Annotated in this window: 11 protein-coding genes; 10 read left to right on the top strand and 1 reads right to left on the bottom strand. The window is 75.1% G+C overall.

From position 1 onward, the window contains the following. Positions 1-61 precede the first annotated feature (61 nt). A complete protein-coding gene (locus tag ACFXPX_RS31565) occupies positions 62-991 on the bottom strand; it encodes a LuxR family transcriptional regulator (protein WP_380644209.1) in 930 nt (309 codons plus the stop codon). Positions 992-1,227: 236 nt separating this feature from the next. Here ACFXPX_RS31565 and ACFXPX_RS31560 point away from each other — a divergent pair, with 236 nt between their 5' ends. The 10 genes from ACFXPX_RS31560 to fabG all read left to right on the top strand — a co-directional run bounded on the left by ACFXPX_RS31560 (position 1,228) and on the right by fabG (position 22,125). After that, positions 1,228-1,530 carry a hypothetical protein gene (locus tag ACFXPX_RS31560; RefSeq protein WP_375895646.1) on the top strand — a complete coding sequence of 101 codons (303 nt, stop codon included), beginning with the start codon at positions 1,228-1,230 and terminating at the stop codon, positions 1,528-1,530. 253 nt (positions 1,531-1,783) lie between these two features. Further along, entirely contained in the window at positions 1,784-2,095 is a 312-nt protein-coding gene (locus ACFXPX_RS31555) for a hypothetical protein (protein WP_380644208.1), read from the top strand. Positions 2,096-2,342: 247 nt separating this feature from the next. Further along, positions 2,343-3,347, top strand: a complete 1,005-nt coding sequence (gene sbnA / locus ACFXPX_RS31550) for a 2,3-diaminopropionate biosynthesis protein SbnA (protein WP_380525585.1) — start codon at positions 2,343-2,345, stop codon at positions 3,345-3,347. Next, positions 3,344-11,206 (top strand): amino acid adenylation domain-containing protein, encoded by a 7,863-nt coding sequence (locus ACFXPX_RS31545; RefSeq protein WP_380644207.1) that lies wholly within the window; start codon positions 3,344-3,346, stop codon positions 11,204-11,206. Before sbnA ends, ACFXPX_RS31545 begins: the two co-directional genes overlap by 4 nt. After that, positions 11,203-18,504, top strand: a complete 7,302-nt coding sequence (locus tag ACFXPX_RS31540) for an amino acid adenylation domain-containing protein (RefSeq protein ID WP_380644206.1) — start codon at positions 11,203-11,205, stop codon at positions 18,502-18,504. The genes ACFXPX_RS31545 and ACFXPX_RS31540 overlap by 4 nt, the downstream gene beginning before the upstream one ends. Positions 18,505-18,608: 104 nt before the next feature. Continuing rightward, the gene (locus ACFXPX_RS31535) at positions 18,609-18,815 is read left to right on the top strand and encodes an MbtH family protein (RefSeq protein ID WP_030289532.1); all 207 of its coding nucleotides are present in this window, start codon (positions 18,609-18,611) and stop codon (positions 18,813-18,815) included. A gap of 58 nt (positions 18,816-18,873) precedes the next feature. Beyond that, positions 18,874-19,122: an acyl carrier protein gene (locus tag ACFXPX_RS31530; protein ID WP_375895633.1), complete on the top strand. Its 249-nt coding sequence runs from the start codon at positions 18,874-18,876 to the stop codon at positions 19,120-19,122. Then, complete coding sequence (locus ACFXPX_RS31525; protein WP_375895632.1) at positions 19,119-20,351, top strand: beta-ketoacyl-[acyl-carrier-protein] synthase family protein; 1,233 nt, start codon at positions 19,119-19,121, stop codon at positions 20,349-20,351. The genes ACFXPX_RS31530 and ACFXPX_RS31525 overlap by 4 nt, the downstream gene beginning before the upstream one ends. Further along, positions 20,348-21,388: a beta-ketoacyl synthase N-terminal-like domain-containing protein gene (locus tag ACFXPX_RS31520; RefSeq protein WP_380644205.1), complete on the top strand. Its 1,041-nt coding sequence runs from the start codon at positions 20,348-20,350 to the stop codon at positions 21,386-21,388. Before ACFXPX_RS31525 ends, ACFXPX_RS31520 begins: the two co-directional genes overlap by 4 nt. Then, complete coding sequence (gene fabG / locus ACFXPX_RS31515; protein ID WP_380644204.1) at positions 21,385-22,125, top strand: 3-oxoacyl-ACP reductase FabG; 741 nt, start codon at positions 21,385-21,387, stop codon at positions 22,123-22,125. Before ACFXPX_RS31520 ends, fabG begins: the two co-directional genes overlap by 4 nt. The last annotated feature ends 29 nt before the right edge of the window (positions 22,126-22,154 follow it).

Genomic DNA, 22,154 nt, shown 5'->3' with positions numbered 1-22,154 from the left:
GGACGGCAGTCGTCCCGTGCGAACCGGCCGGCCGCGTCCGCGCGCCGCCGGGCAGCTGCCCTCAGTCGCCCTCGCGCGGCGGCGCGCCGCCCTGGAGCAGGCCGCGCTCGCCGGCGATCACCCCGGCCTGGAAGCGGCTGCGGCCGCCGAGCCCGGCCATCAGTTCCGCGGTGATCCGGCGCGAGGTGCGCACCGAGACGCCGAGCTTGCGGGCCACCACCTCGTCGGTGTGGCCCTGGGCGAGCAGGCTGAGCACGGCCATCGCCTGCGGGTTGAGGCCCTCGGCCCCCTTGGCCGGGGCCTTCCCGTACGGGGCGGCGTTCTCCCAGACGTACTCGAACAGCGCGCAGAGCGCGGAGACCAGTCCCGGACCGGACAGCACCAGGGCCCCCACGCTGGTGTCGTCCGGATCGGTCGGGACGACCGCGACCTTGCGGTCGAAGATCACCAGGCGCATCGGCAGCGACGGCGCTATCCGCACCCGGGCGCCCCGCTCGGTGAGCCACTCCAGGTGGGCGATGGTGCCGCCGTCGTTGGCGGCGCTCTCCAGGTAGATGCTGCGCATCTGCACGCCCCGGTCGAAGACCTCCTGGTCGGCGACCTGGCCGGCTCTTCGGGCGGCCGGCGACTGTCCGCCGCCGGTCGCGAAGCCCATGATCTCGCTGGCGCAGGAGTGCGAGAGCTCCTCCAGTCGGAGCCGGATCTGGTCGACGCCCTCCAACTGCTCGACGCCCAGGCCCCGTTCGCCCTTGCGGCTCTCGGCGTACTGGGCGACCAGCTTGGCCGCCTCCAGCCGGCTGTGCGCTATCTGGCGCTGCCGCTCGGCGAGTTCGACCTCCTGGCGGCCGATCAGCATGGCCAGGCTGACCTCGGGGTTGACCAGGAGGAGGTGTCCGGGCTCCAGCTCGGAGTGCCTGATCAGGGTGAGCCGGGCCAGTCCGTCCAGGGCGTCCCGGACCCGCTGTTCGGGCCAGTCGAGGTCCTGTGCCACTCCTGGGATTCCGAGTTCAGGCCTGGCCAGCACCGTCCGGTACACGGCCTCGGCGTCGGGATCCAGTCCTAACACTGACAGCACCGCCTGCCCCCCCGATATTGCGAACCTGATGACGCCACGTCATTGCCGGATCTCGGGGGCATGCTACGACACCCTGCCCACAACCACCCACCGTTCGGGCCCAGGCCCTTTCCTGCGGACTTCGAGCGGGTCCACCCACGAGAGGATTTGACATGTATATCACTGTCGGACGTCTGGTTCGGGGTATCGTCGAACCGGAACAGGTCACGCCCGACAAACTCGTCGAACTGCTCCGGAACGCCGCCGAGCCGGCCGACGGACTGGAGCACGTTTACGTCGAGATCGACCCCCTCGGTGCCGATCTGGTCTTCTTTCTCGGCCCTCCGAAATCCGGAGAGTCGGATTCCGCCGCTCACCGGATCACCCGCCGTTGCCTGCGGGACGCGCCTGAACTGCGCGGATGGCGGCTGGCGACCGAATTCAGCGACGACCGGCTGCCGTTGTTGGAGGAGTGACCCGCGGGGCGGGCGCTCTGCAGGGTGCTGCCAGGGCAGGACCCTGACATGGAGAACTGTGGCACGGAACGTGTGTGCGAGACAGACTTGGTCATGCCGAAGGGGGCCGGAACCCCCTCCCGCAGGATTCGAGAGCCGGTCCCGCGCGGTCATTCACCGCGGGAATTGAACCAGGCACAGCACTCATCCGTTTCGTCTGTCTCGCCGCCGCCGATTTAACGGCCCGCGGCTCCATTGCCACCGGGGGTTCACCATGAGCAGCATCACCATTGTCGCCGCCCGCACCGCCGCCGTCCTCGGCCTGCTGGTCGCCGGCGCCGCCCTCACCGCGCCGGTCGCCGGCGCCGCCACCTCGGTGGCCGCCCCGGTCGCCAAGGGCGTCGGCTCCGTGCACGGCGACGACATCATCTGGGACGGCCCGGCCGCCAAGGCCGCCCCGGTCCACGTGACCACCGCCTCCGCCTCCGTGCACGGCGACGACATCATCTGGGACTCCCCGGTCGCCCACGCCCCGGTCGCCAAGGGCACCGGCTCCGTGCACGGCGACGACATCATCTGGGACTGACCTCCCGGCGGTCCGGCACGGGGACCGGGCCCAGCAGCACACCCATCCGCCCACGCCGTTCCCGCCGCCGCCGATTCCACGGCCCGCGGCTCCATCGCCACCGGGGGTTCACCATGACCAGCACCACCGCCACCACCGCCCGCACCGCCACCGGCCCGGCCGGCCCGGGCACCGGCTCCGCGCACGGCGACGACATCATCTGGGACTGACGTCCCGTCACTCTCCTGACACCGAAGGGGAACGGGCGATGCCCATCATCAGAACGCCGCAGGAGTTCAACGAGGACGAACTCTTCGTCGACCTCCGGGCGATGTTCGACTACCCGCTGTACCTCAAGTGCGAGGGCTTCAACTTCGCCGGCTCCGTCAAGCTCAAGGCGGCCCTCAGCATGGTCGACGCGGCCGAACGGGACGGCCGGCTGAACCGGGACTCCGTCCTGGTGGAGTCCTCCTCGGGGAACCTGGGGATGGCGCTGAGCATGATCGCCTCCGTCCGGGGCTACCAGTTCATCTGCGTCGTCGACCCACGGACGAACCTGTCCACCCGTCAGCTCATCGAAACACTCGGCGGCAAAGTCCACATGATCACCGAGCCGTCGCCGGAGACCGGCTTCCTCGGTGCCCGACTGGACTTCGTCCGCGAGCTGTGCGCCTCCTCGCCGCGGTACGTCTGGCTCAACCAGCACGCCAACCCGGACAACTGGCGCGCCCACTACCGCACCACCGCGCCCTCGATCCACCGCCAGTTCCCGGACCTGGACCTGCTGTTCATCGGCGCCGGGACCACCGGAACGCTGATGGGCTGCGCCCGCTACTTCAAGGAGCACCGGCCGGACACCCGGATCGTCGCGGTGGACAGCGTCGGCTCGGTCACCTTCGGCGGCGAGCCCGGCCCGCGGATGCTCCCCGGCCTGGGCGCCGGCGTCCGGCCGGCCCTGCTGGACGAGAGCTTCGTCGACGACGTGGTGCACGTGCCCGAACTGGACACCGTCCGCACCTGCCACCGACTGGCCCGCGGCGGCTTCCTGTTCGGCGGCTCCACCGGGACGGTGGTCAGCGGAGCGGCCGCCTGGCTGGCGGAGCACCGCCTCGGCCAGGACGTGGTCGCCGTCGCCGTCTCGCCGGACCTGGGCGACCGATACCTCGACACCATTTACCAGAGCGCCTGGGTGCGCGACATCTACGGGGCCGACGCGCTTGACGCCGTCGACCGCCTCACGCCGCCCAACGCCATTGCCACGGGGGTAAGATGACGATGCGTCATGCCGCGCCATTTTCCGATTTTCCTGAACCGGGGCGGCCCGGAGAACTGCCGCTGTCCGACGCCCAGCGCGAGATGTGGTTCGCCCAGCAGCTCGACCCGGGCAACCCGGTGTTCACCATGGCGGACCTCCTGGAGCTGACCGGCCCGCTGGACCACGAGCGGCTGCGGGCCGCCTGGCAGCGCGTGCTGAACCGCACCGAGTGCCTGCGGGTGCGCTTCGCCGAGCGCGACGGCCTGCCGGTGCAGATCGTCGAACCGCCCCGGGAGCGTCCCCTCCCGGTGCTCGACCTGACCGGCGAGGCCGACCCGCTCGCGGCTGCCGAAACGTTTCTGGAGTCCGAGGGACACCGTCCGTCCACCCTCGGCCCCGACGCCTTCGCCGCCACCCTCGTCCTGATCGGCCCCGAACTGGCCTGGCTGTACGTCCGGGCCAACCACATCCTGGTCGACGGGTTCAGCCGCGCCCTGGTCTACCGCCGCCTCGCCGCCGAGTACGACCTGCCCGACGCCGAACCCGCCCTCGACCCGACCCTCGCCGAACTGCTCGCCGAGGAGCGCGACTACCTCGCCTCCCCCGCCCACCAGCGCGACCGCGCCTACTGGACCGAGCGGCTGGCCGACGGCATCGAACCCACCGTGCTCTCCGGCCACCTCGGCTCGCCCGCCCGCGACACCCTGCGCAGCACCGGCCTGATCCCCGCCGCCACCGTCACCAGGCTGCAGGACACCGCCTGGGCCGAGCGGGTCACCTGGCAGACCCTGCTGATCGGCGCCACCGCCGGCTGCCTCGCCCAACTCTGCGGCACCGACCGGGTCGTGCTCACCCTCCCGGTCGCCGCCCGCACCACCCCGCTCGCCCAGTCCGTCCCCGGCATGCGCGCCAACTTCCTGCCGCTGCCGCTCACCGCCCACCCCGCGCTCGGCCGCGACGGCCTGCTCACCCAGGTCGCCACGGCTCTGCGCGGCACGCTGCGCCACCAGCGCCACCGGCACGACGCGATCCGCCGCGAGCTCGGACTCACCGGCGACGCCGGCCGCACCTTCGGCCCCACCGTCAACGTGCTGCAGACCGGTGGCGAGTTCGCCCTCGGCGACTGCCGCGCCCTGGTCCGCAACCTGTCCACCGGCCCCGTCCCGGACCTCCAGATCCTGTTCCTGGACAGCGGCGAGGACGGCTGCGAGCTGCGCGTCGACGGTGACGCCGACCGCTACCCCCAGGAGCGCCTCGACCTCTTCCGGGACGCCCTGCTCGGGTACCTGGAGGCGTTCGCCACCGTCTCCACCGCGCTGCCGGTCGGCCGGATCACCGCGCTGCCCGCCGCCGAGCGCGAGCGCGTCCTGGTCGAGTGGAACAGCTACCGGCAGCAGCCCGAGGTGTTCACCGACGTGCTGCCCCGGATCCGCGCCCTCGCCCAGGCCCGTCCCGGCGCCGTCGCCGTCCAGGACGACGCCGGCCGGCTCGACTACGCCGAGCTGGTCGCCCGGGCCAGCGCCCTCTCCCGCCGGCTGCTCGCCGCCGGGGCCGGACCGGACCGGCTGGTGGCGATCGCCGCCGCCCCCGGCACCGGCTTCGTCACCGCCGTCCTCGGCGTGCTCGGCGCCGGCGCGGCCTGGCTCCCGCTGGACGTCCAGGCCCCGGCCGCCCGCGGCGCGGCGCTGGTCGAGGCCGCGGGCGCCACCGTCCTGCTGCACGGCGAGGACCAGCGGCCGTACGCCGACACCCTGCTCGGCGCCCTGCCGCAGCGCCCCGCCGTCCTCGCCCTCGACGACGCCCGGGACGCGGACCTGCTGGCACCCGCCGGCGGCCCCGCCGAACTGGCCTACGTCATCTACACCTCGGGCTCCACCGGCCGCCCCAAGGGCGCCATGGTGCACCGCGACGGCATGGTCAACCACCTGCTCGCCAAGCACGCCGACCTGGAGCTGTCCGAGGCCGACACCGTGGTGCACAACGCCCCGGTCACCTTCGACATCTCGGTCTGGCAGATGCTCAGCCCGCTGGTCGCCGGCGGCCGGCTGCGGGTGGTCTCCCGCGAGCTCGCCGCCGACCCCGGCGCCCTGTTCGCGCTCGCCGACGCCGAGGGCGTCACCGTCCTGGAGGTCGTCCCCTCCCTGCTGCGCGCCGCCCTGGACTCCTGGGAGGCCGGCGCCCCGCTGCCCGCGCTGTCCGCGCTGCGCCGGCTGGTGGTCACCGGCGAGGCGATGCCCGCCGACCTGGCCCGCCGCTGGTTCGCGCTGCGCCCCGGCATCCCGCTGGTCAACGCCTTCGGGCCGACCGAGTGCTCGGACGACGTCACCCACGCCCTGATCGGCTCCCCCGCGGAGCTGGACTCGGTGCGCGCCCCGATCGGCCGCCCGGTCCGCGACACCCGGCTCTACGTGCTCGGCGACTCGCTCCAGCCCGTCCCGGCCGGCCAGCCCGGCGAACTGTACGTGGGCGGGCGCGGCGTCGGCCGCGGCTACCTGAACGACCCCCGGCGCACCGCCGGGGCCTTCGTCGCCGACCCGTACGCGGCCGCGCCCGGCTCCCGGATGTACCGCACCGGCGACCGGGTGGTGCACCGCGGCGACGGCCAGCTGGAGTTCCTGGAGCGGGTCGACCACCAGGTCAAGATCCGCGGCCACCGGATCGAGCCCGGCGAGGTCGAGGCCGCGCTGCGCGCCGTCCCCGGCGTCGCCGACGCGGTGGTCACCGTCGCCCGCGACCCCTCCGGCGGCACCCGGCTGGTCGCCCACCTGACCGGCGGCGCCGACCCGGCCGCCGTCCGCACCGAACTCGCCCGGGTGCTGCCCGACTACATGGTCCCGGCGGCGCTGGTGCCGCTGGCGGCGCTGCCGCTGACCCCCAACGGCAAGGTGGACCGCAAGGCCCTGCCCGTCCCGGACTTCGGGGCGCTGCGCGGCGAGCGGCGGGCCCCGGCCACCGAGCGCGAGGCGCTGCTGTGCGCGCTGTTCGCCGAGGTGCTGGAGCTGGACGGGGTCGGCGCCGACGAGGACTTCTTCGCGCTCGGCGGGCACTCGCTGCTGGCCGGCCGGGTGGTCACCGGGCTGCGTGCCCGGCTCGGCGTCGAACTGCCGATCCGCACCCTGTTCGAGGCGCCCACCCCGGCCGCCCTGGCCCTGGCCCTGGACGGCGCCGCGCCGGCCCGGGAGGAGCTCACCGCCGGCCCCCGGCCGGAGCGGATCCCGCTCTCCCCCGGGCAGCAACGGCTCTGGTTCCTCAGCCAGTTGGACGCGGCCGGCGCCACCTACCACCTGTCCCACGCGGTCCGGCTGACCGGCCCGCTGGAGCGGGCGGCGCTCGCCGAGGCCCTGGCCGACGTGGTCGCCCGGCACGAGAGCCTGCGCACCGTCTTCCCCGCCGAGGACGGACGCCCGCACCAGCTGGTGCTGCCGGTCGGCGAGGCCTGCCCCGAGCTGCCCGTGGTGCCGTTCACCGGCCGCCCGGCCGAGGAGCTGGACGCCGAACTGGCCGCCCGGGCCGGCGCGCCCTTCGACCTGGCCGTCGAACCGCCGCTGCGCGCGGTGCTGTTCGAGACCGGCGTCCAGGAGCACGTGCTGCTGCTGGTGCAGCACCACATCGCGGCCGACGGCTGGTCGGTGCGCCCGCTGGTCGAGGGCCTGCAGACCGCCTACCGCGCCCGGCTGGCCGGGCGTACCCCGGCCTGGGCCGAACTGCCCGTCCAGTACGCGGACTACACCCTCTGGCAGCGCCGCCTGCTCGGCGAGCAGGACGACCCGACGAGCCTGATGAACCGTCAGCTCGACTACTGGGCAACCCAACTGGCCGCGCTCCCGGAGGAGCTGGCGCTGCCGGCGGACTTCCCGCGGCCGGCCGTACCCAGCTACCGGGGCGCCACCGTGCCGCTGCGGCTGGACGCCGGGGCGCACCGCGCCCTGGCCGAGCTGGCCCGGTCCACCGGCGCCAGCCCGTTCATGGTGGTGCAGGCGGCCCTGGCCGTCCTGCTCGGCAAGCTCGGCGCCGGCACCGACATCCCGCTCGGCACCCCGGTCGCCGGACGCACCGACGACGCCCTGGACGACCTGGTCGGCTTCTTCGTCAACACCCTGGTGCTGCGCACCGACCTGTCCGGCGACCCGACCTTCCGGGAGCTGGTCGGCCGGGCCCGGGAGACCGTGCTGGCCGCCCTGGCCCACCAGGACGTGCCCTTCGAGAAGCTGGTCGACCGGCTCGGCGCCGGGCGCTCGCTGGCCCGCCAGCCGCTCTTCCAGGTGATGCTCGCCTTCCAGAACAACGCCGGGGCCCGCCCCGAGCTGCCCGGGATCACCGCCGAGGTCAGCCCGGTCGGCAACGGCACCGCCAAGTTCGACCTGGCCTTCGAGCTGGTCGAGCGGCACGGCGCCGCCGGCGAGCCGGACGGCCTCACCGGCACCCTGGAGTACAGCACCGACCTGTTCACCGAGCGGACGGCCCGGGGCCTGGCGGACCGCCTGACCCACCTGCTCGGCCTGCTGGCCGGCGCGCCCGACCGGCCGCTGAGCGGCGTGGACGCCCTGCTGCCCGAGGAGCGCGAGCGGCTGCTCGGCTCCTGGAGCGGGGCCGCCGCCCCGACCACCGTCGGCGCGGTCCAGCTCCCGGCGCTGTTCCAGGAGCGGGCGCACCGCGCGCCCGCCCGGCCCGCGCTGCGCTGGTTCGAGGACGGCGCCGTGCGCGCCGAGGTCGGCTACGGGGAGCTCAACGAGCGCGCCAACCGGCTCGCCCACCACCTGATCGCCCTGGGCGCGGGCCCCGGACGGATCGTCGCCCTGGCGCTGCCGCGCACGGTCGACGCGGTCGTCGCGGTGCTCGCGGTCCTCAAGACGGGCGCGGCCTACCTGCCGGTCGACCCGGCGTACCCGCGCGAGCGGATCGCCTACCTGCTGACCGACTCCGCCCCGCTGGCCGTCATCGGCCACGGCTCGGTGGCCGGACGGCTGCCGGAGCGGCAGGACGCACCGCTGCTGCTGCTGGACGACCCGGCGACCGCCGCCGCGATCGCCGCCGCCCCCGCGCACGACCCGACGGACGCCGAACGGACCACCCCGCTGGGGCCGGACCACCCGGCGTACGTGATCTACACCTCGGGCTCCACCGGCCGCCCCAAGGGCGTGCTGGTGCCGCACCGGGCGGTGGCCGCGCTGGCCGCCGAGCACGACCGCTTCGGCGTCGGCGAGGGCACCCGGCTGCTCCAGTTCGCCTCGTTCAGCTTCGACGCCGCGGCCTGGGAGCTGCTCACCGCGCTGCTGAACGGCGCCGTCCTGGTGCTGGCCGCGGAGGCCGACCGGGCGCCCGGCGAGCCGCTCGCCGAGCTGGTCAGGGCGGCCGGCATCGAGGTGGTCTGCCTGCCGCCGACGGTGCTCGCCGCCTGGCCCGCCCGGCTGCCGATGCCCGAGGGGCTGACCCTGATCACGGCCGGCGAGGCCTGCCCGCCCGAGCTGGTCGAGCGCTGGTCCGCGGGCCGGCGGATGCTCAACGCGTACGGCCCGACCGAGACCACGGTCTGCGCCACCGTCAGCGAGCCGCTGGCCGGCGCGGTCAAGCCGCCGATCGGCCGACCGCTGGCCGGCGCCCGGGTGTACGTGCTGGACGAGGCCCTGCGGCCGGTCCCGCCGGGCGTGATCGGCGAGCTGTACGTGGCCGGCGCCGGGGTGGCCCTGGGCTACCTGCACCGGCCCGAGCTCACCGCCCAGCGCTTCACCGCCGACCCGTACGCCGGCGCGTACGGCGACCCGAACGACCGGATGTACCGCACCGGGGACCTGGTCCGCTGGACGGCCGACGGCCAGCTGGACTACGTCGGCCGGGTCGACGAGCAGGTCAAGCTGCGCGGCTTCCGGATCGAGCTCGGCGAGATCGAGACCGCGCTGCTCGCGCGGCCCGGCGTCGAGCAGGCCGCCGCGATCGTCCGCGAGGACCGCCCCGGCGACAAGCGGCTGGTCGCCTACGTGACCCCGGCCGGCCTGCCGGTCGGCGAGCTGCGGGCCGCGCTCGCCGCGGAACTGCCCGACTACCTGGTGCCCTCCGCGTTCGTCCCGCTGGAGACCCTGCCGCTGACCGGCAACGGCAAGCTGGACCGCCGGGCACTGCCCGCGCCCGACTACGCCTCCGCCTCCACCGGCCGGGCCCCGGCCGGCGCCCGGGAGGCCGCGTTCTGCGCGGTCTTCGCCGAGGTGCTCGGACTGCCCGAGGTCGGCGCCGACGACGGGTTCTTCGACCTGGGCGGCGACAGCATCGTCTCCATCCAGCTGGTCAGCCGGGCCCGCGCGGCCGGGCTGGTGGTCACCGCGCAGGACGTCTTCACCCACCGGACCCCGGCGGCGCTGGCCGTGGTGGCCCGCGACGGCGAGGGCCCGGAGGCGGTCGCCACGGTCGGCACCGAGGACGGCGTCGGCCCGCTGGGCCAGCTGCCGATCGGGCACTGGCTGCGCGAACTCGGCGGGCCGGTGGACGGCTTCCACCAGGCCGTGCTGGTCCGCACCCCGGCCGACGCCACCCGGGAGTCGCTCACCGCGGCCCTCCAGGCCCTGCTGGACCACCACGACGGGCTGCGGATGCGGCTGCTGCCGGACTGGTCGCTGCTGATCGGCGAGCCCGGCACGGTCGACGCGGGCACGCTGCTGTCCGTCCTGGACGGCCCGGCCGCCGACTGGCCCGCCGAGGCGGTCGCCAACCGCGAGCGGCTGGCACCGTACGAGGGCGGGATGGTCCGGGCGCTCTGGCACCCGGCCGGCGGCGAGCTGCTGCTCACCCTGCACCACCTGGTGGTCGACGGGGTGTCCTGGCGGGTGCTGCTGCCCGACCTGGCCCGCGCCCACGCGGCCGTACGGGCCGGCGAGCCGGTCCGGCTGCAGCCGGTCGGCACCTCGCTGCGGCACTGGTCCGCGCTGCTGGAGCGGACCGCGGGCACGCCCGAGCTGCGCGCCCAACTCGACTGGTGGCGCGCCGAGTCGGCCGGCGGGCAGGCCCCGCTCGGCCACCGGGCCGCCGACCCGGCGGTGGACACCGTCGCCACCGCCCGGACGCTGCACCGCGTCCTGGACACCGACACCACGGCGGCACTGCTCACCGAGGTCACCGGGGCGTTCCACGCCGAGGTGAACGACGTGCTGCTGACCGCCCTGGCACTGGCCGTCGCCGACTGGCGGCGGCGCACCGGACGGCCCGAGGGCGCCGTCCCGGTGGAGCTGGAAGGCCACGGGCGCGAGGAGTTCGCCCCCGGCGTGGATCTGTCCCGCACGGTCGGCTGGTTCACCACCGCCTACCCGCTGCGGCTCGACCCGGGCCCGGTGGACCTGGCGGAGGCGCTGGCCGGCGGTCCGGCCGCCGGACACAGCCTCAAGCTGGTCAAGGAGCACCTGCGGATGGTGCCCGGACACGGGCTCGGCTGGGGCCTGCTGCGGTACCTGGCCGAGCACGGCCCGGACGGAGCGGGCACCGCGGAGCTGTCCGGCGCCGCCCGGCCGCAGCTCGGCTTCAACTACCTGGGCCGGCTGCCCGCGCCCACCGACGAGGACTGGTCGCTGACCGAGCGGTCCGCCGCACTGGCCGCCGGGTCCGACCCGGGGATGCCGCTGCCGCACGTCCTGGACGTCAACGCGGTGACCGAGGACGGCGCGGACGGACCGCGGCTGAACGCCCGCTGGACCTGGGCCGGCCGGGCCCTGGCGCAGGCCGACGCCGAGGCCGTGGCCGACGGCTGGTTCACCGCCCTGCGGGCCCTGGTGCGACACACCCGGGAACCCGGCGCGGGCGGCTGGACGCCGTCCGACCTCGACCTGGTGGCACTCAGCCAGGACGAGATCGACGAATTCGAGGACGAGATGGACGACTGGGGGGACGAGCTGTGACCACGGCCTCGGCCGAGCCCCGCACCGGGCGACGCCCCGGACGGAGCTCCAATCTGAGCGACATCCTGCCGGTGGCACCGCTGCAGGAAGGACTGATGTTCCACGCGCAGTACCACCGCGAGGAACTCGACGTCTACACCGTGCAGTTGGTGCTGGACCTGGCCGGCGACCTGGACCCGGCCCGGCTGCGCGGGGCGGTCACCGCCCTGCTGGAGCGGCACCCCAACCTGCGGGCCGCGTTCCGCTACCGCAAGAACGGCGACCCGGTCCAGGTCGTACCGCGCGAGGTCGCGCTGGACTGGCGCGAGGTCGACCTGCGCGGCCTGCCGTCCTCGGCCCCGCCCCGAGCGGAAGGGCGCGCCGGTGCCGAGAGCGACGAGCGACGGGCGACCGACGGAGGAGGGAGTGCCGGAGCGAGGAGTGTCGGCACCGGGTCCGAGCGCCCGGAGGCGAGCGGGCGAGCAACAGCCGAAGAGCTCGCCGAAGCCGACCGGCTGCGCCCCTTCGACCTGGCCCGCCCGCCGCTGCTGCGGTTCAGCCTGCTGCGGCTGGGCGAGCGCGAGCACCGGCTGGTGCTGACCTCCCACCAGATCCTGTTCGACGGCTGGTCCATGCCGGTCGTGGTGCGCGAACTGTTCGCCTGCTACGCCGACGGCGGCGTCTCGCTGCCCCGCCCCGCCCCGTACAAGTCCTACCTGGCCCACCTGGCCCGGCAGGACCGGGCGGCGGCCGAGGCGGCCTGGACGGCCGCGCTGGAGGGCTTCACCGAGCCCACCCGGCTGTCCGGCACGGCCGCCGCCGAACCCGGCCGGCCCGGCATGCCCGGCGAGCACGCCGTCGAGCTGGACGCGCCGGAGTTCGCCGCGCTCACCGGTTGGGCCCGCACCCGCGGGCTGACCGTCAACACCGTGGTGCAGGGCGCCTGGGCGACCGTGCTGGGCACCCTCACCGGGCTGCGCGACATCGTCTTCGGCGGCACCGTCTCCGGCCGCCCGCCGGAGCTGCCCGGCGTCGAGGGCATGGTCGGCCTGTTCATCAACACCCTGCCGGTCCGGGTCGACCTCGACCCGGCGCAGAGCTTCACCGAGCTGCTGTCCGCGCTCCAGGACCGCCAGTCGCTGCTGCTCCCGCACCAGCACCTCGGCCTCGACACCATCCAGCGCAACGCCGGGGTCGGCGACCTCTTCGACAGCGTGCTGGTCTTCGAGAACTACCCGCTCGACCCGCAGGCGCTGGCCGGCGAGGTCGCCGGACTGCGGCTGACCGGCCTCCGGGCCGGCGACGCCAACCACTACCCGCTCAGCCTGATGGCCCTGCCCGGCGAGCGGCTGCGCCTCCAGATCGGCTACGACACCGCCCGGTTCACCCCGGCCGAGGCCGCCCTCGTCGCCGAGCGGCTGCTGCACGTGCTGCGCACCGCCCAGGCCGAGCCGGACCGCCCGCTCGGGCGGCTGGACCTGCTGCTGCCCGGCGAGCGCGCCCGGCTCGCCGTCCCCGCCCCGGAGCCGGCCGAGACCGACCCGTGGACGGACGTGGTGGCACGGGTGCAGCGGTTCGCCCGGACCCGCCCGGACGCCGTCGCCGTCGCCGACGGCACCGAGCGGCTCGGCTACCGCGAACTGGCCACCCGGGCCGGCGCCGTGTCCCGGGCCCTGGCCCGGGCGGGCGCCGCGACCGGACCGGTCGGGGTGCTGGCCCCGCCCGGCTGCGGCTTCGTCACCGCCGTCCTCGGCGTGCTCGGCGCGGGCGCGGCCTGGCTGCCGCTGGACGTCGCCGCGCCGGTCGCGCGCGCCGCCGTGCTGGCCGCCGAGGCCCGGATCGGCGCCCTGCTGGTCGGCCCCGACGAGCACGCCGCGGCCGCCGAACTGCTGGCCGCGGCCGGCCTGGACGTCCCGGTGCTGGACATCACGGCCCTCGCCACCGGCACCGGGACCGCCAAGCGGCTGCCCGCCCCGCGCGGGGCCGGCGACGACCTGGCGTACGTCATCTTCACCTCGGGCTCCACCGGCCGCCCCAAGGGCGCCATGGTGCACCGGGCGGGCATGGTCAACCACCTGCTCGCCAAGGTCGCCGACCTGGAGCTGGACGGGGACACCGTGCTGGTCCACAACGCCCCGGTCACCTTCGACATCTCGGTCTGGCAGATGCTCGCCGCGCTGGTCGTCGGCGGGCGGTTGCGGGTCACCGGCCGCGACCTCGCCGCCGACCCGCAGGCCCTGTTCGGCCTGGTCGCCCCCGAGGGCGTCACCGTGCTGGAGGTCGTCCCCTCGCTGCTGCGCACCGCCCTGGACAGCTGGGACGACGGCGCCGAGCCGCCCGTCCTGGACGGGCTGCGCAAGCTGGTCGTCACCGGCGAGGCGCTGCCCGCCGACCTGGCGCACCGCTGGTTCGCCCGCTACCCGGCGATCCCGCTGGTCAACGCGTACGGGCCGACCGAGTGCTCGGACGACGTCACCCACGCCGTGATCGGCTCCCCGGCCGAGCTGGACTCGGTGCGCGCCCCGATCGGCCGCGCCGTGCGCGGCACCGGACTGTACGTCCTGGACGACGCGCTGCGCCCCGTCCCGGACGGCGTCCCCGGCGAGCTGTACGTGGGCGGGCGCGGCGTCGGCCGCGGCTACCTCGACCAGCCCGGCCGCACCGCCGCGGTGTTCGTCGCCGACCCGTTCAGCCCGCTGCCGGGCGCCCGGATGTACCGCACCGGCGACCGGGTGATCCGGCGGCCGGACGGCCAGCTGGAGTTCCTGGAGCGGGTCGACCACCAGGTCAAGATCCGCGGCCACCGGATCGAGCCCGGCGAGGTCGAGGCCGCGCTGCGCTCGATCGAGCAGGTCGGCGACGCCGTGGTGGTGGTCCGCCGCGGCGGGGCCGGCGACGCCCGGCTGGTCGGCTACCTGACCGGCCCGGTCGACCCGGCCCGCTGCCGGGCCGCGGCCGCCGCGCTGCTGCCCGAGTACATGGTGCCCTCCGCCCTGGTGGTGCTGGACGCCCTGCCGCTGACCCCCAACGGCAAGGTGGACCGCAAGGCGCTGCCCGAGGTCGACCTCACCACCGCGACCGGCCGCGGCCCGCGCACCCCGCAGGAGGAGGTGCTCTGCGCCGCCTTCGCCGAGGTGCTCGACCGGCCCGCGGTCGGCATCGACGAGGACTTCTTCCAGCTCGGCGGCCACTCGCTGCTGGCCACCCGGCTGGTCAGCCGGGTGCGTACGCTGCTCGGCGCCGAACTGGCGCTGCGCACCGTCTTCGAGGCGCCCACCGTGGCCGCCCTGGCCGGCCGGCTCACCCAGGACGCCGTCCGTCCCGCGCTGACCGCCGGGGCCCGACCTGACCGGCTGCCGCTGTCGTACGCCCAGCAGCGGCTCTGGTTCCTGGACCGGCTGGAGGGCCCCTCCGCCACCTACAACCTGCCGTGGACGCTGCGGCTGCGCGGCCCGCTGGACCGCGCCGCGCTGGCCGCCGCGCTGACCGACGTGGTCGGCCGGCACGAGAGCCTGCGCACCGTCTTCCCGGACCGCGACGGCCTGCCGTACCAGCTGGTCCTCCCGGTCGAGCGGGCCGCCGTCGAGCTGCCCGTCCGCGAGCTGCCCCTCGGCGACCGGTCCGAGGCCGAACTCACCGAGGCAGCAGCGGAGTTCGCCACCGGAACCTTCGACCTGGCGCACCGGCCGCCGATCCGGGCCACCCTGCTCGCGGCCGGCCCCGAGGACCACCTGCTGGTCGTGGTGATCCACCACATCGCCGGGGACGGCTGGTCCAACGGGCCGCTCGCCCGCGACCTCTCCACCGCCTACGCCGCCCGGCTGGCCGGCCGCGCGCCCGCCTGGACGCCGCTGCCGGTGCAGTACGCCGACTACGCGCTCTGGCAGCGCGAACTGCTCGGCGCGGAGGACGACGAGGAGTCCCTCCTCACCCGCCAGACCACCTACTGGAAGGAGCAGTTGGCCGGGCTGCCGGAGGAGCTCCAGCTGCCGGTGGAGAGCGCCCGCCGGGTCACCGCCGGCTACCGCGGCGCCGCCGTCCGCTTCGCCGTCCCCGCCGCACTGCACCACCGGGCCCTCGCCCTGGCCCGGCAGAGCGGGGCGAGCCTGTTCATGGTGCTCCAGGCCGCGCTGGCCACGCTGTACGGCAAGCTCGGCGCGGGCGAGGACATCCCGCTCGGCACCCCGATCGCGGGCCGCACCGACGACGCCCTGGACGACCTGGTCGGCATGTTCGTCAACACCCTGGTGCTGCGCACCGACCTGTCCGGCGACCCGACCTTCCGCGAGCTGCTGGACCGGGTGAAGGCCGTCGACCTGGCCGCTTACGCCCACCAGGACCTGCCGTTCGAGAAGCTGGTCGACGCCCTCGGCCCCGAGCGCGCCCACGGCCGCAACCCGCTGTTCCAGACCCTGCTGGCCCTGCACAACAACGCCGCCGCCCGGCTGGAGCTGCCCGGCGTCACCGCCGAGGCGGGCGCGGCCGAGCTCGGCGTGGCCCGGCTCGACCTCTGCTTCGAACTCGCGGAGCTCAGCGGCCCGGACGGCCCCGGCGGCCTGGAAGGGCGGCTGGAGTACAGCACCGACCTGTTCGGCGCGGCCGGCGCCCAGCGGCTGGCCGACCGGCTGGTGCACCTGCTGGGCGTGCTGGTCGACCGGCCGGACAAGCCGATCGGCACCGCCCCGGTGCTGCTGCCCGGCGAGCGGGAGGAGCTGCTCGCCCTCGGCGACGGCGCCGCCGCCCGCGGCGACGGCCAGCCGCTGGCCGCCCTGCTGGAGGCCACCGCGGACGCCCACCCGGACGCGGTCGCGCTCGAATTCGCCGGCCTGGAGCTCGACTTCGCCGAGCTGCACCGGCGGGCCAACCGGCTCGCCCGCACCCTGGTCGCCCAGGGCGCGGAGCCGGACCGGCTGGTGGCGATCGCACTGCCGCGCTCGGTCGACCTGGTGGTCGCCGCGCTCGCGACGGTCAAGAGCGGCGCCGTCTACCTGCCGATCGACCCCTCCTACCCGGCCGACCGGATCGCCGGGATGCTCAAGGACGCCCAGCCGGTGCTGACCCTCAGCACCGCCGCGGTGGCCGCCGCCGTCCCCGGCCTGGAGGCCGGCCGGCTGCTGCTGCTGGACGACCCGGCCACCCGCGCCCGGGTCGACGAGCAGCCCTCCGAGCACCTGCGCCCGGCCGAACTGGCCGGCCCGGTACGGCCCGAGCACGGCGGGTACGTCATCTACACCTCGGGCTCCACCGGCCGCCCCAAGGGCGTCGTGGTGCCGCGCGGCGCCCTGGTCAACCACCTGCTGGACCTCACCGAACGGGTCGCCCTGGCCCCCGGACGGACCCTGCTGGCGGTCACCACCTTCGGGTTCGACATCGCCAACCTGGAACTGTTCGGCCCGCTGCTCGGCGGCGCCCGGCTGGTGCTCGCCCCGCACGACACCGTCCGCGACCCGGAGCTGCTCGCCGACCTCGCCCTGGCCACCGGGGCGGACGTCATGCAGGCCACCCCGACGCTGTGGCACGCCCTGGTCACCGCCCGGCCCGAATCGCTCGCCCGGGTGCACGTGCTCACCGGCGGCGAGGCCCTCAGCCCGGCCCTGGCCGCCGCGCTGACCGGCGCCGCGGCGAAGGTCAGCAACCTGTACGGCCCGACCGAGACCACGATCTACTCGCTCGGCGTCGACCTGCCGCCCGACCACACCGGCACCCCGCCGATCGGCCGCGCGCTGGCCGGCAACCAGGCCCGGCTGCTGGACGCCGCGCTGCGCCCGGTACCACCGGGGGTGGTCGGCGAGCTGTACCTGGCCGGCACCGGCCTCGCCCGCGGCTACCTGGACCGCCCCGGCCTGACCGCCGAACGCTTCACCGCCGACCCGTACGGCCCGCCCGGCTCCCGGATGTACCGCACCGGGGACCTCGCCCGCTGGCGGCCGGACGGCTCGCTCGACTACCTCGGCCGGGTCGACCACCAGGTGAAGATCCGCGGCTTCCGGATCGAACTCGGCGAGATCGAGGCCGTGCTGACGGACCATCCGCTGGTCGAACGGGCTTCGGTGACCGACCGGGAGGACCCGCCCGGTGTCCGCCGGCTGGTCGCCCACGTGGTGCCGGCCGGCCCGGAACGGCCCGAACCGGCGGCGCTACGGGCCCACTTGGCCGCCGCGCTGCCGGAGTACATGCTCCCGGCCGCCTACGTCCAGCTGGACGCCCTGCCGCTCACCCCGAACGGCAAGGTGGACCGCAAGGCGCTGCCCGCGCCCGCGGCCGACGACCGGGCGGTGGCCCGCTCGGACGGCCGCGCGCCCGACGGACCGGTCGAACGCGCCCTCGCCCGGGTCTTCGCCGAGGTGCTCGGCCTGGACCGGGTCGGGGCCGAGGACGGCTTCTTCGAGCTGGGCGGCGACAGCCTGAAATCGATCCAACTGGTCAGCCGCGCCCGCGCGGCCGGGCTCTCGCTCACCCCCGCCGACGTCTTCGCCCACCGCACCGTGGCCGGCCTGGCCCTGGTGACCGGCACGGCCGACGGCACCGGTGCGCCCGAGGACCCGTTCGCGCCCGTCCTGGCCGTCCGGCCGACCGGCGGCAGCCGCCCGCTGTTCTGCGTGCACGGCGCGGTCGGGCTCGGCTGGCCTTTCCTGACGCTCGCCGCGGAAATTGACACGGACATTCCCGTGTACGCTTTCCAGACCGGTGGGGTACGCTCCCCGGAAAAGACCCCGGAGTCCGTCCGGGAAATCGCCGGAAAATATCTCGGCGAAATGCTGGAAATCCAGCCGGTGGGGCCCTATCGTATTCTCGGCTGGTCGTTCGGAGGGCTCGTCGCCCACGAGATCGCGGTCCAGCTGCAGGCCCGCGGCGAGCAGGTCGAACTGCTCGCCGACCTGGACGGCTACCCCGGGACCGGCGCGCCGGCCGAGGAGCTGCCGGACGACCGGGCCGTCCTCGCCGAACTGCTCGAACGGGCCGGCCTCCCCGGCGACGGCCCGCTCGACCCCGGCACCGCACGCCGGCGCCTGGCCGAGGCCGGCAACGCGCTCGCGGAGCTGGACGAGACCGAGCTGGTCCGACTGCTCGGGGTGATCCGCACCCACAGCGCACTGGGCGAGGCCCACCGCCCCGGCCGCTTCCAGGGGGACCTCCTCCTGTTCGCGGCCACCCGGGGCCGGGCCCCGGGCGACCCGGACGAGGAGTCCTGGCAGGCCCACGTGACCGGCCGGATCCTCCGGCACCCGGTCGACAGCGACCACGACTCGATGCTCGAACCGGCGCCGGCCGAATCCATCGGAAAAACCCTCTCCGCCGTCCTCCGCAAGGAATCCTGAAACACCGCACCGAAATACCGGTGGCCGCCCCGGAAATTCCATCCCGGGGGCACTGCGCCCGAGAACCGGACGATTTCCGGGATTTCCGAAAGGACCGAGAAATCATGAGCAACCCGTTCGACGACGAGCAAGGCACCTTCCTCGTCCTCGCCAACCACGAGAACCAGCACAGCCTCTGGCCCGCCTTCGCCGAGGTCCCGGCCGGCTGGCGGACCGTCAAGGGCGCGAGCACCCGGCAGGAGGCGCTGGACCACATCGAGCGCACCTGGACCGACCTGCGCCCGCAGAGCCTGATCGACGCCACCGCCTGACCCCCGAACACCGCCCGACCAGAGCACCACCGATCCGACACCACCTGAGGAGCACCCCATGAGCACCGTCGCCATCGACGAGTCCAAGGTCCGCGAGATCGTCGCCGACTGCCTCGACCTGGAGCTGGACGAACTGACCCTCACCGACCACTTCATCGACCACTACGGCGCCGACTCGCTGAACGCCATCGAGGTGCTCGCCCGTCTGGAGAAGGAGTTCCACGTCACCATCCCGCAGGAGGAGCTGCCCAACATGGTCAACCTGGGCGCCGTGCTGGAGGTCCTGTCCCGGGCGACCGCCCGATGACCGCGCCGCAGCGCGTGGTGGTGACCGGCATCGGCGTCCTGTCGAGCATCGGCAACGGGGTCGAGGACTTCACCTCGGCCCTGCGCGAGGGCCGCTGCGGTGCCGGTCCGATCACCAGCTTCGACACCGACGGGTTCCTGCGCACCTCCGGCCACGAGGTCAACGGCTTCGAGCCGGAGCAGTGGATCCACCGCCTCCCGGTCGAGGAGCTCGGCCGCGCCACCCAGTTCGCCGTCGCGGCGGCCCGGATGGCCGTCCGGGACGCCGGGCTCGACGAGCAGGAGCTCGCCGGGCTCCGCGCCCAGATCACCATCGGCACCACCGACGGCGAGGCGCCCGAACTGGACAAGCTGATCGCGGAGTCGGTCGCCAACGGGCCGGAGCACCCGGTCGACCAGCTGGTGGCCGGCCGCCTGCCGGCCCACCAGCTGGCCCTGGCGATCGCCCGGGAGCTGCGGCTCCCGCGGGTCGTCCCGGCCGTCCTCGGCACCGCCTGCGCGGCCGGGAACTACGCGATCGGCGACGGCTTCGACGCCGTGCGCACCGGCGAGGCGGACATCGCCGTCGTCGGCGGCGCGGACGCGATCTGCCGCCGCACCTTCGCCGGGTTCAGCCGGCTCGGCCTGGTCTCCTCCGACTACTGCCGTCCGTTCGACGCCGACCGCGAGGGGCTCCTCACGGCCGAGGGCGCGGGGGTCCTCGTCCTGGAGACCCTCGACTCGGCCCGGCGCCGCGGCGCCCGGATCTACGCCGAGCTGCTCGGCTACGGGCTCAACTGCGACGCCCACCACCCCACCGCCCCCGACCAGTCGAGCGTCGCCCGCTGCATGGAACTGGCGCTCAACGACGCCGGGGTCAAGGCGGCCGAGGTGGACCTGGTCTCCGCCCACGGCACCGGCACCCCCACCAACGACATCACCGAGACCCGCGCGATCCGCGAGGTCTTCGGCGACACCCCGCCGCGCACCGTCGCCCTCAAGGCGATGCTCGGCCACTCGATGGGCGCGGCGAGCGCGCTCGGCGCGGCCGCCTCGGCGCTCGCGCTGGCCCACGGCTTCGTCCCGCCCACCGTCAACCACCGCACCACCGACCCCCAGTGCCAGATCGACTGCGTACCCAACCACTCCGTCCCCGCGGACCTCCGGGTGGTGGTCAACAACGGACTGGCCTTCGGCGGCAACAACGCCTCCGTCGTCCTGGGGCGCCACGAGGAGGAGCCCAGCCGATGAGCGAGCGCACGAGCTCGACCACGATCCATCGGGACCGGCCGCTGATCACCGCATGGTCCGCGGTCTCCCCCTTCGGCCTCGGCCGCGACGCGTTCGCGGCCGGGGTCGGCCGGGGGGAACCGGCCCACCAGGTACCCGACTTCGAGACCCGCAAGGTGCTCGGCAAGGCCGGCACCCGCACCTTCGACCGGGCCACCGGCCTGGCCGTCACCGCCGTCCGCGAACTGCTCGGCGAGGCCGAGGCCGCGCAGAGCCCGATCGCCACCGGCGGCGGCACCGCCCTCGTCCTCGGCACCACCCTCGGCAGCGCCCACAGCGCCGCCGGGTTCAGCCGGGCCTCCTTCGAGGGCGACAAGCCCTACGACGTGCCCGCCCAGCTGATGCCGAACGTGCTGATGAACGGCCCGGCCGCGGCCACCGCCATCCGCTTCGACCTCAAGGGCCCCAACACCACCCTGGCCGGCGGCGCCGCGGGCGGCCTGCTCGCCCTCGGCTACGCCCGCCGCCTGCTGGCGGCCGGCCGCGCCGAACGCGCCCTGGTCGGCGCGGTGGAGGAGCAGTCCGAGACCCGCGAGTGGCTGGCCGGGGAGAACGACCGGCCCAGCGGCGAGGGCAGCGCCGTCCTGCTGGTGGAGACCGGGCGGACCCTGCCGCCCGGCCGCCGGGTGCTGGCCGAACTGCTGTCCCTGGACGTCCGGTTGGACGTCGACGACGACCCGCAGGCGGCGCTGGCCGCCACCGTCCTCGACGCCCTCGCCCAGGCCGACGCGACCGCCGACCAGGTCTGGGCCGCGGCCGTCACCGGGCAGCCGGCCCGCGACCGGCTCGCCGAGCTGGTCGGCTCCGAGGCCGTCGACCGGGTCCCCGACCTGCTCGGCGACACCGGATCCGCCGCGACCGTCTTCTCCCTCACCACCGTCCTGTCCCTGGCCGAGCAGGATCCCGCGGCCGCCGGCCGCCTCGCCGTGATCGCCTCGCTCGACCACCAGGGCCTGGCCGCCTGCGCCGTCCTGCGCCTCACCGGCGGTGACCGATGAGCACTCCCGGCACCGTCCTGATCAGCGGCGGCTCCCGCGGCATCGGCAAGGCCGCCGCCCTGCGGCTCGCCGCCGAGGGGCACCCGATCAGCTTCTGCTACCAGTCCGACCGGCAGGCCGCCGACGTCCTAACCAAGGAACTCGACGCCCTCGGCGTCGCCGCCTTGGCCGAGAAGGTCGACGTCACCGACGCCGCCGCCGTCCGCGCCTGGGTCACCCGCACCGAGGAGGAGCTCGGCCCGATCACCGTCGCCGTCGCGAGTGCCGGAATCACCCGCGACAAGCCGCTCCTCCTGATGTCCGACGACGACTGGCGGTCCGTCACCGACACCAACCTGACCGGCACCGCGAACCTCTGCCGCGCGGTGGCCTTCCCGATGGTCAAGCGCCGCGCCGGCTCGATCATCACCCTCAGCTCCGTCTCCGGCGTCTACGGCAACCCCGGCCAGAGCAACTACGCGGCCTCCAAGGCCGGGATCATCGCGCTCACCCGGGCGCTGGCCAAGGAGGTCGGCCGCTACGGGGTCCGGGTCAACGCGGTCGCCCCCGGCATGATCGAGACCGACATGACCTCGGTGCTCACCGACGCCCAACGCACCGACGCCCTCAAGCACATCCCGCTCGGCCGCTTCGGCACGGCGGACGAGGTGGCCGAATCGGTCGCCTTCCTGGCGGGCCCCCAGTCCGCCTACCTCACCGGTTCGGTCCTGCAGATCGACGGCGGAATCGTCCTGTGACCAGACGCACCAGACGCACCGTCCACCTC

It is taken from the genome of Kitasatospora sp. NPDC059146 (assembly GCF_042786665.1).
GTDB lineage: Bacteria > Actinomycetota > Actinomycetes > Streptomycetales > Streptomycetaceae > Kitasatospora.
Note: the sequence above shows the minus strand (reverse complement) of the source record. Positions and strands in the feature narration are given on the sequence as shown.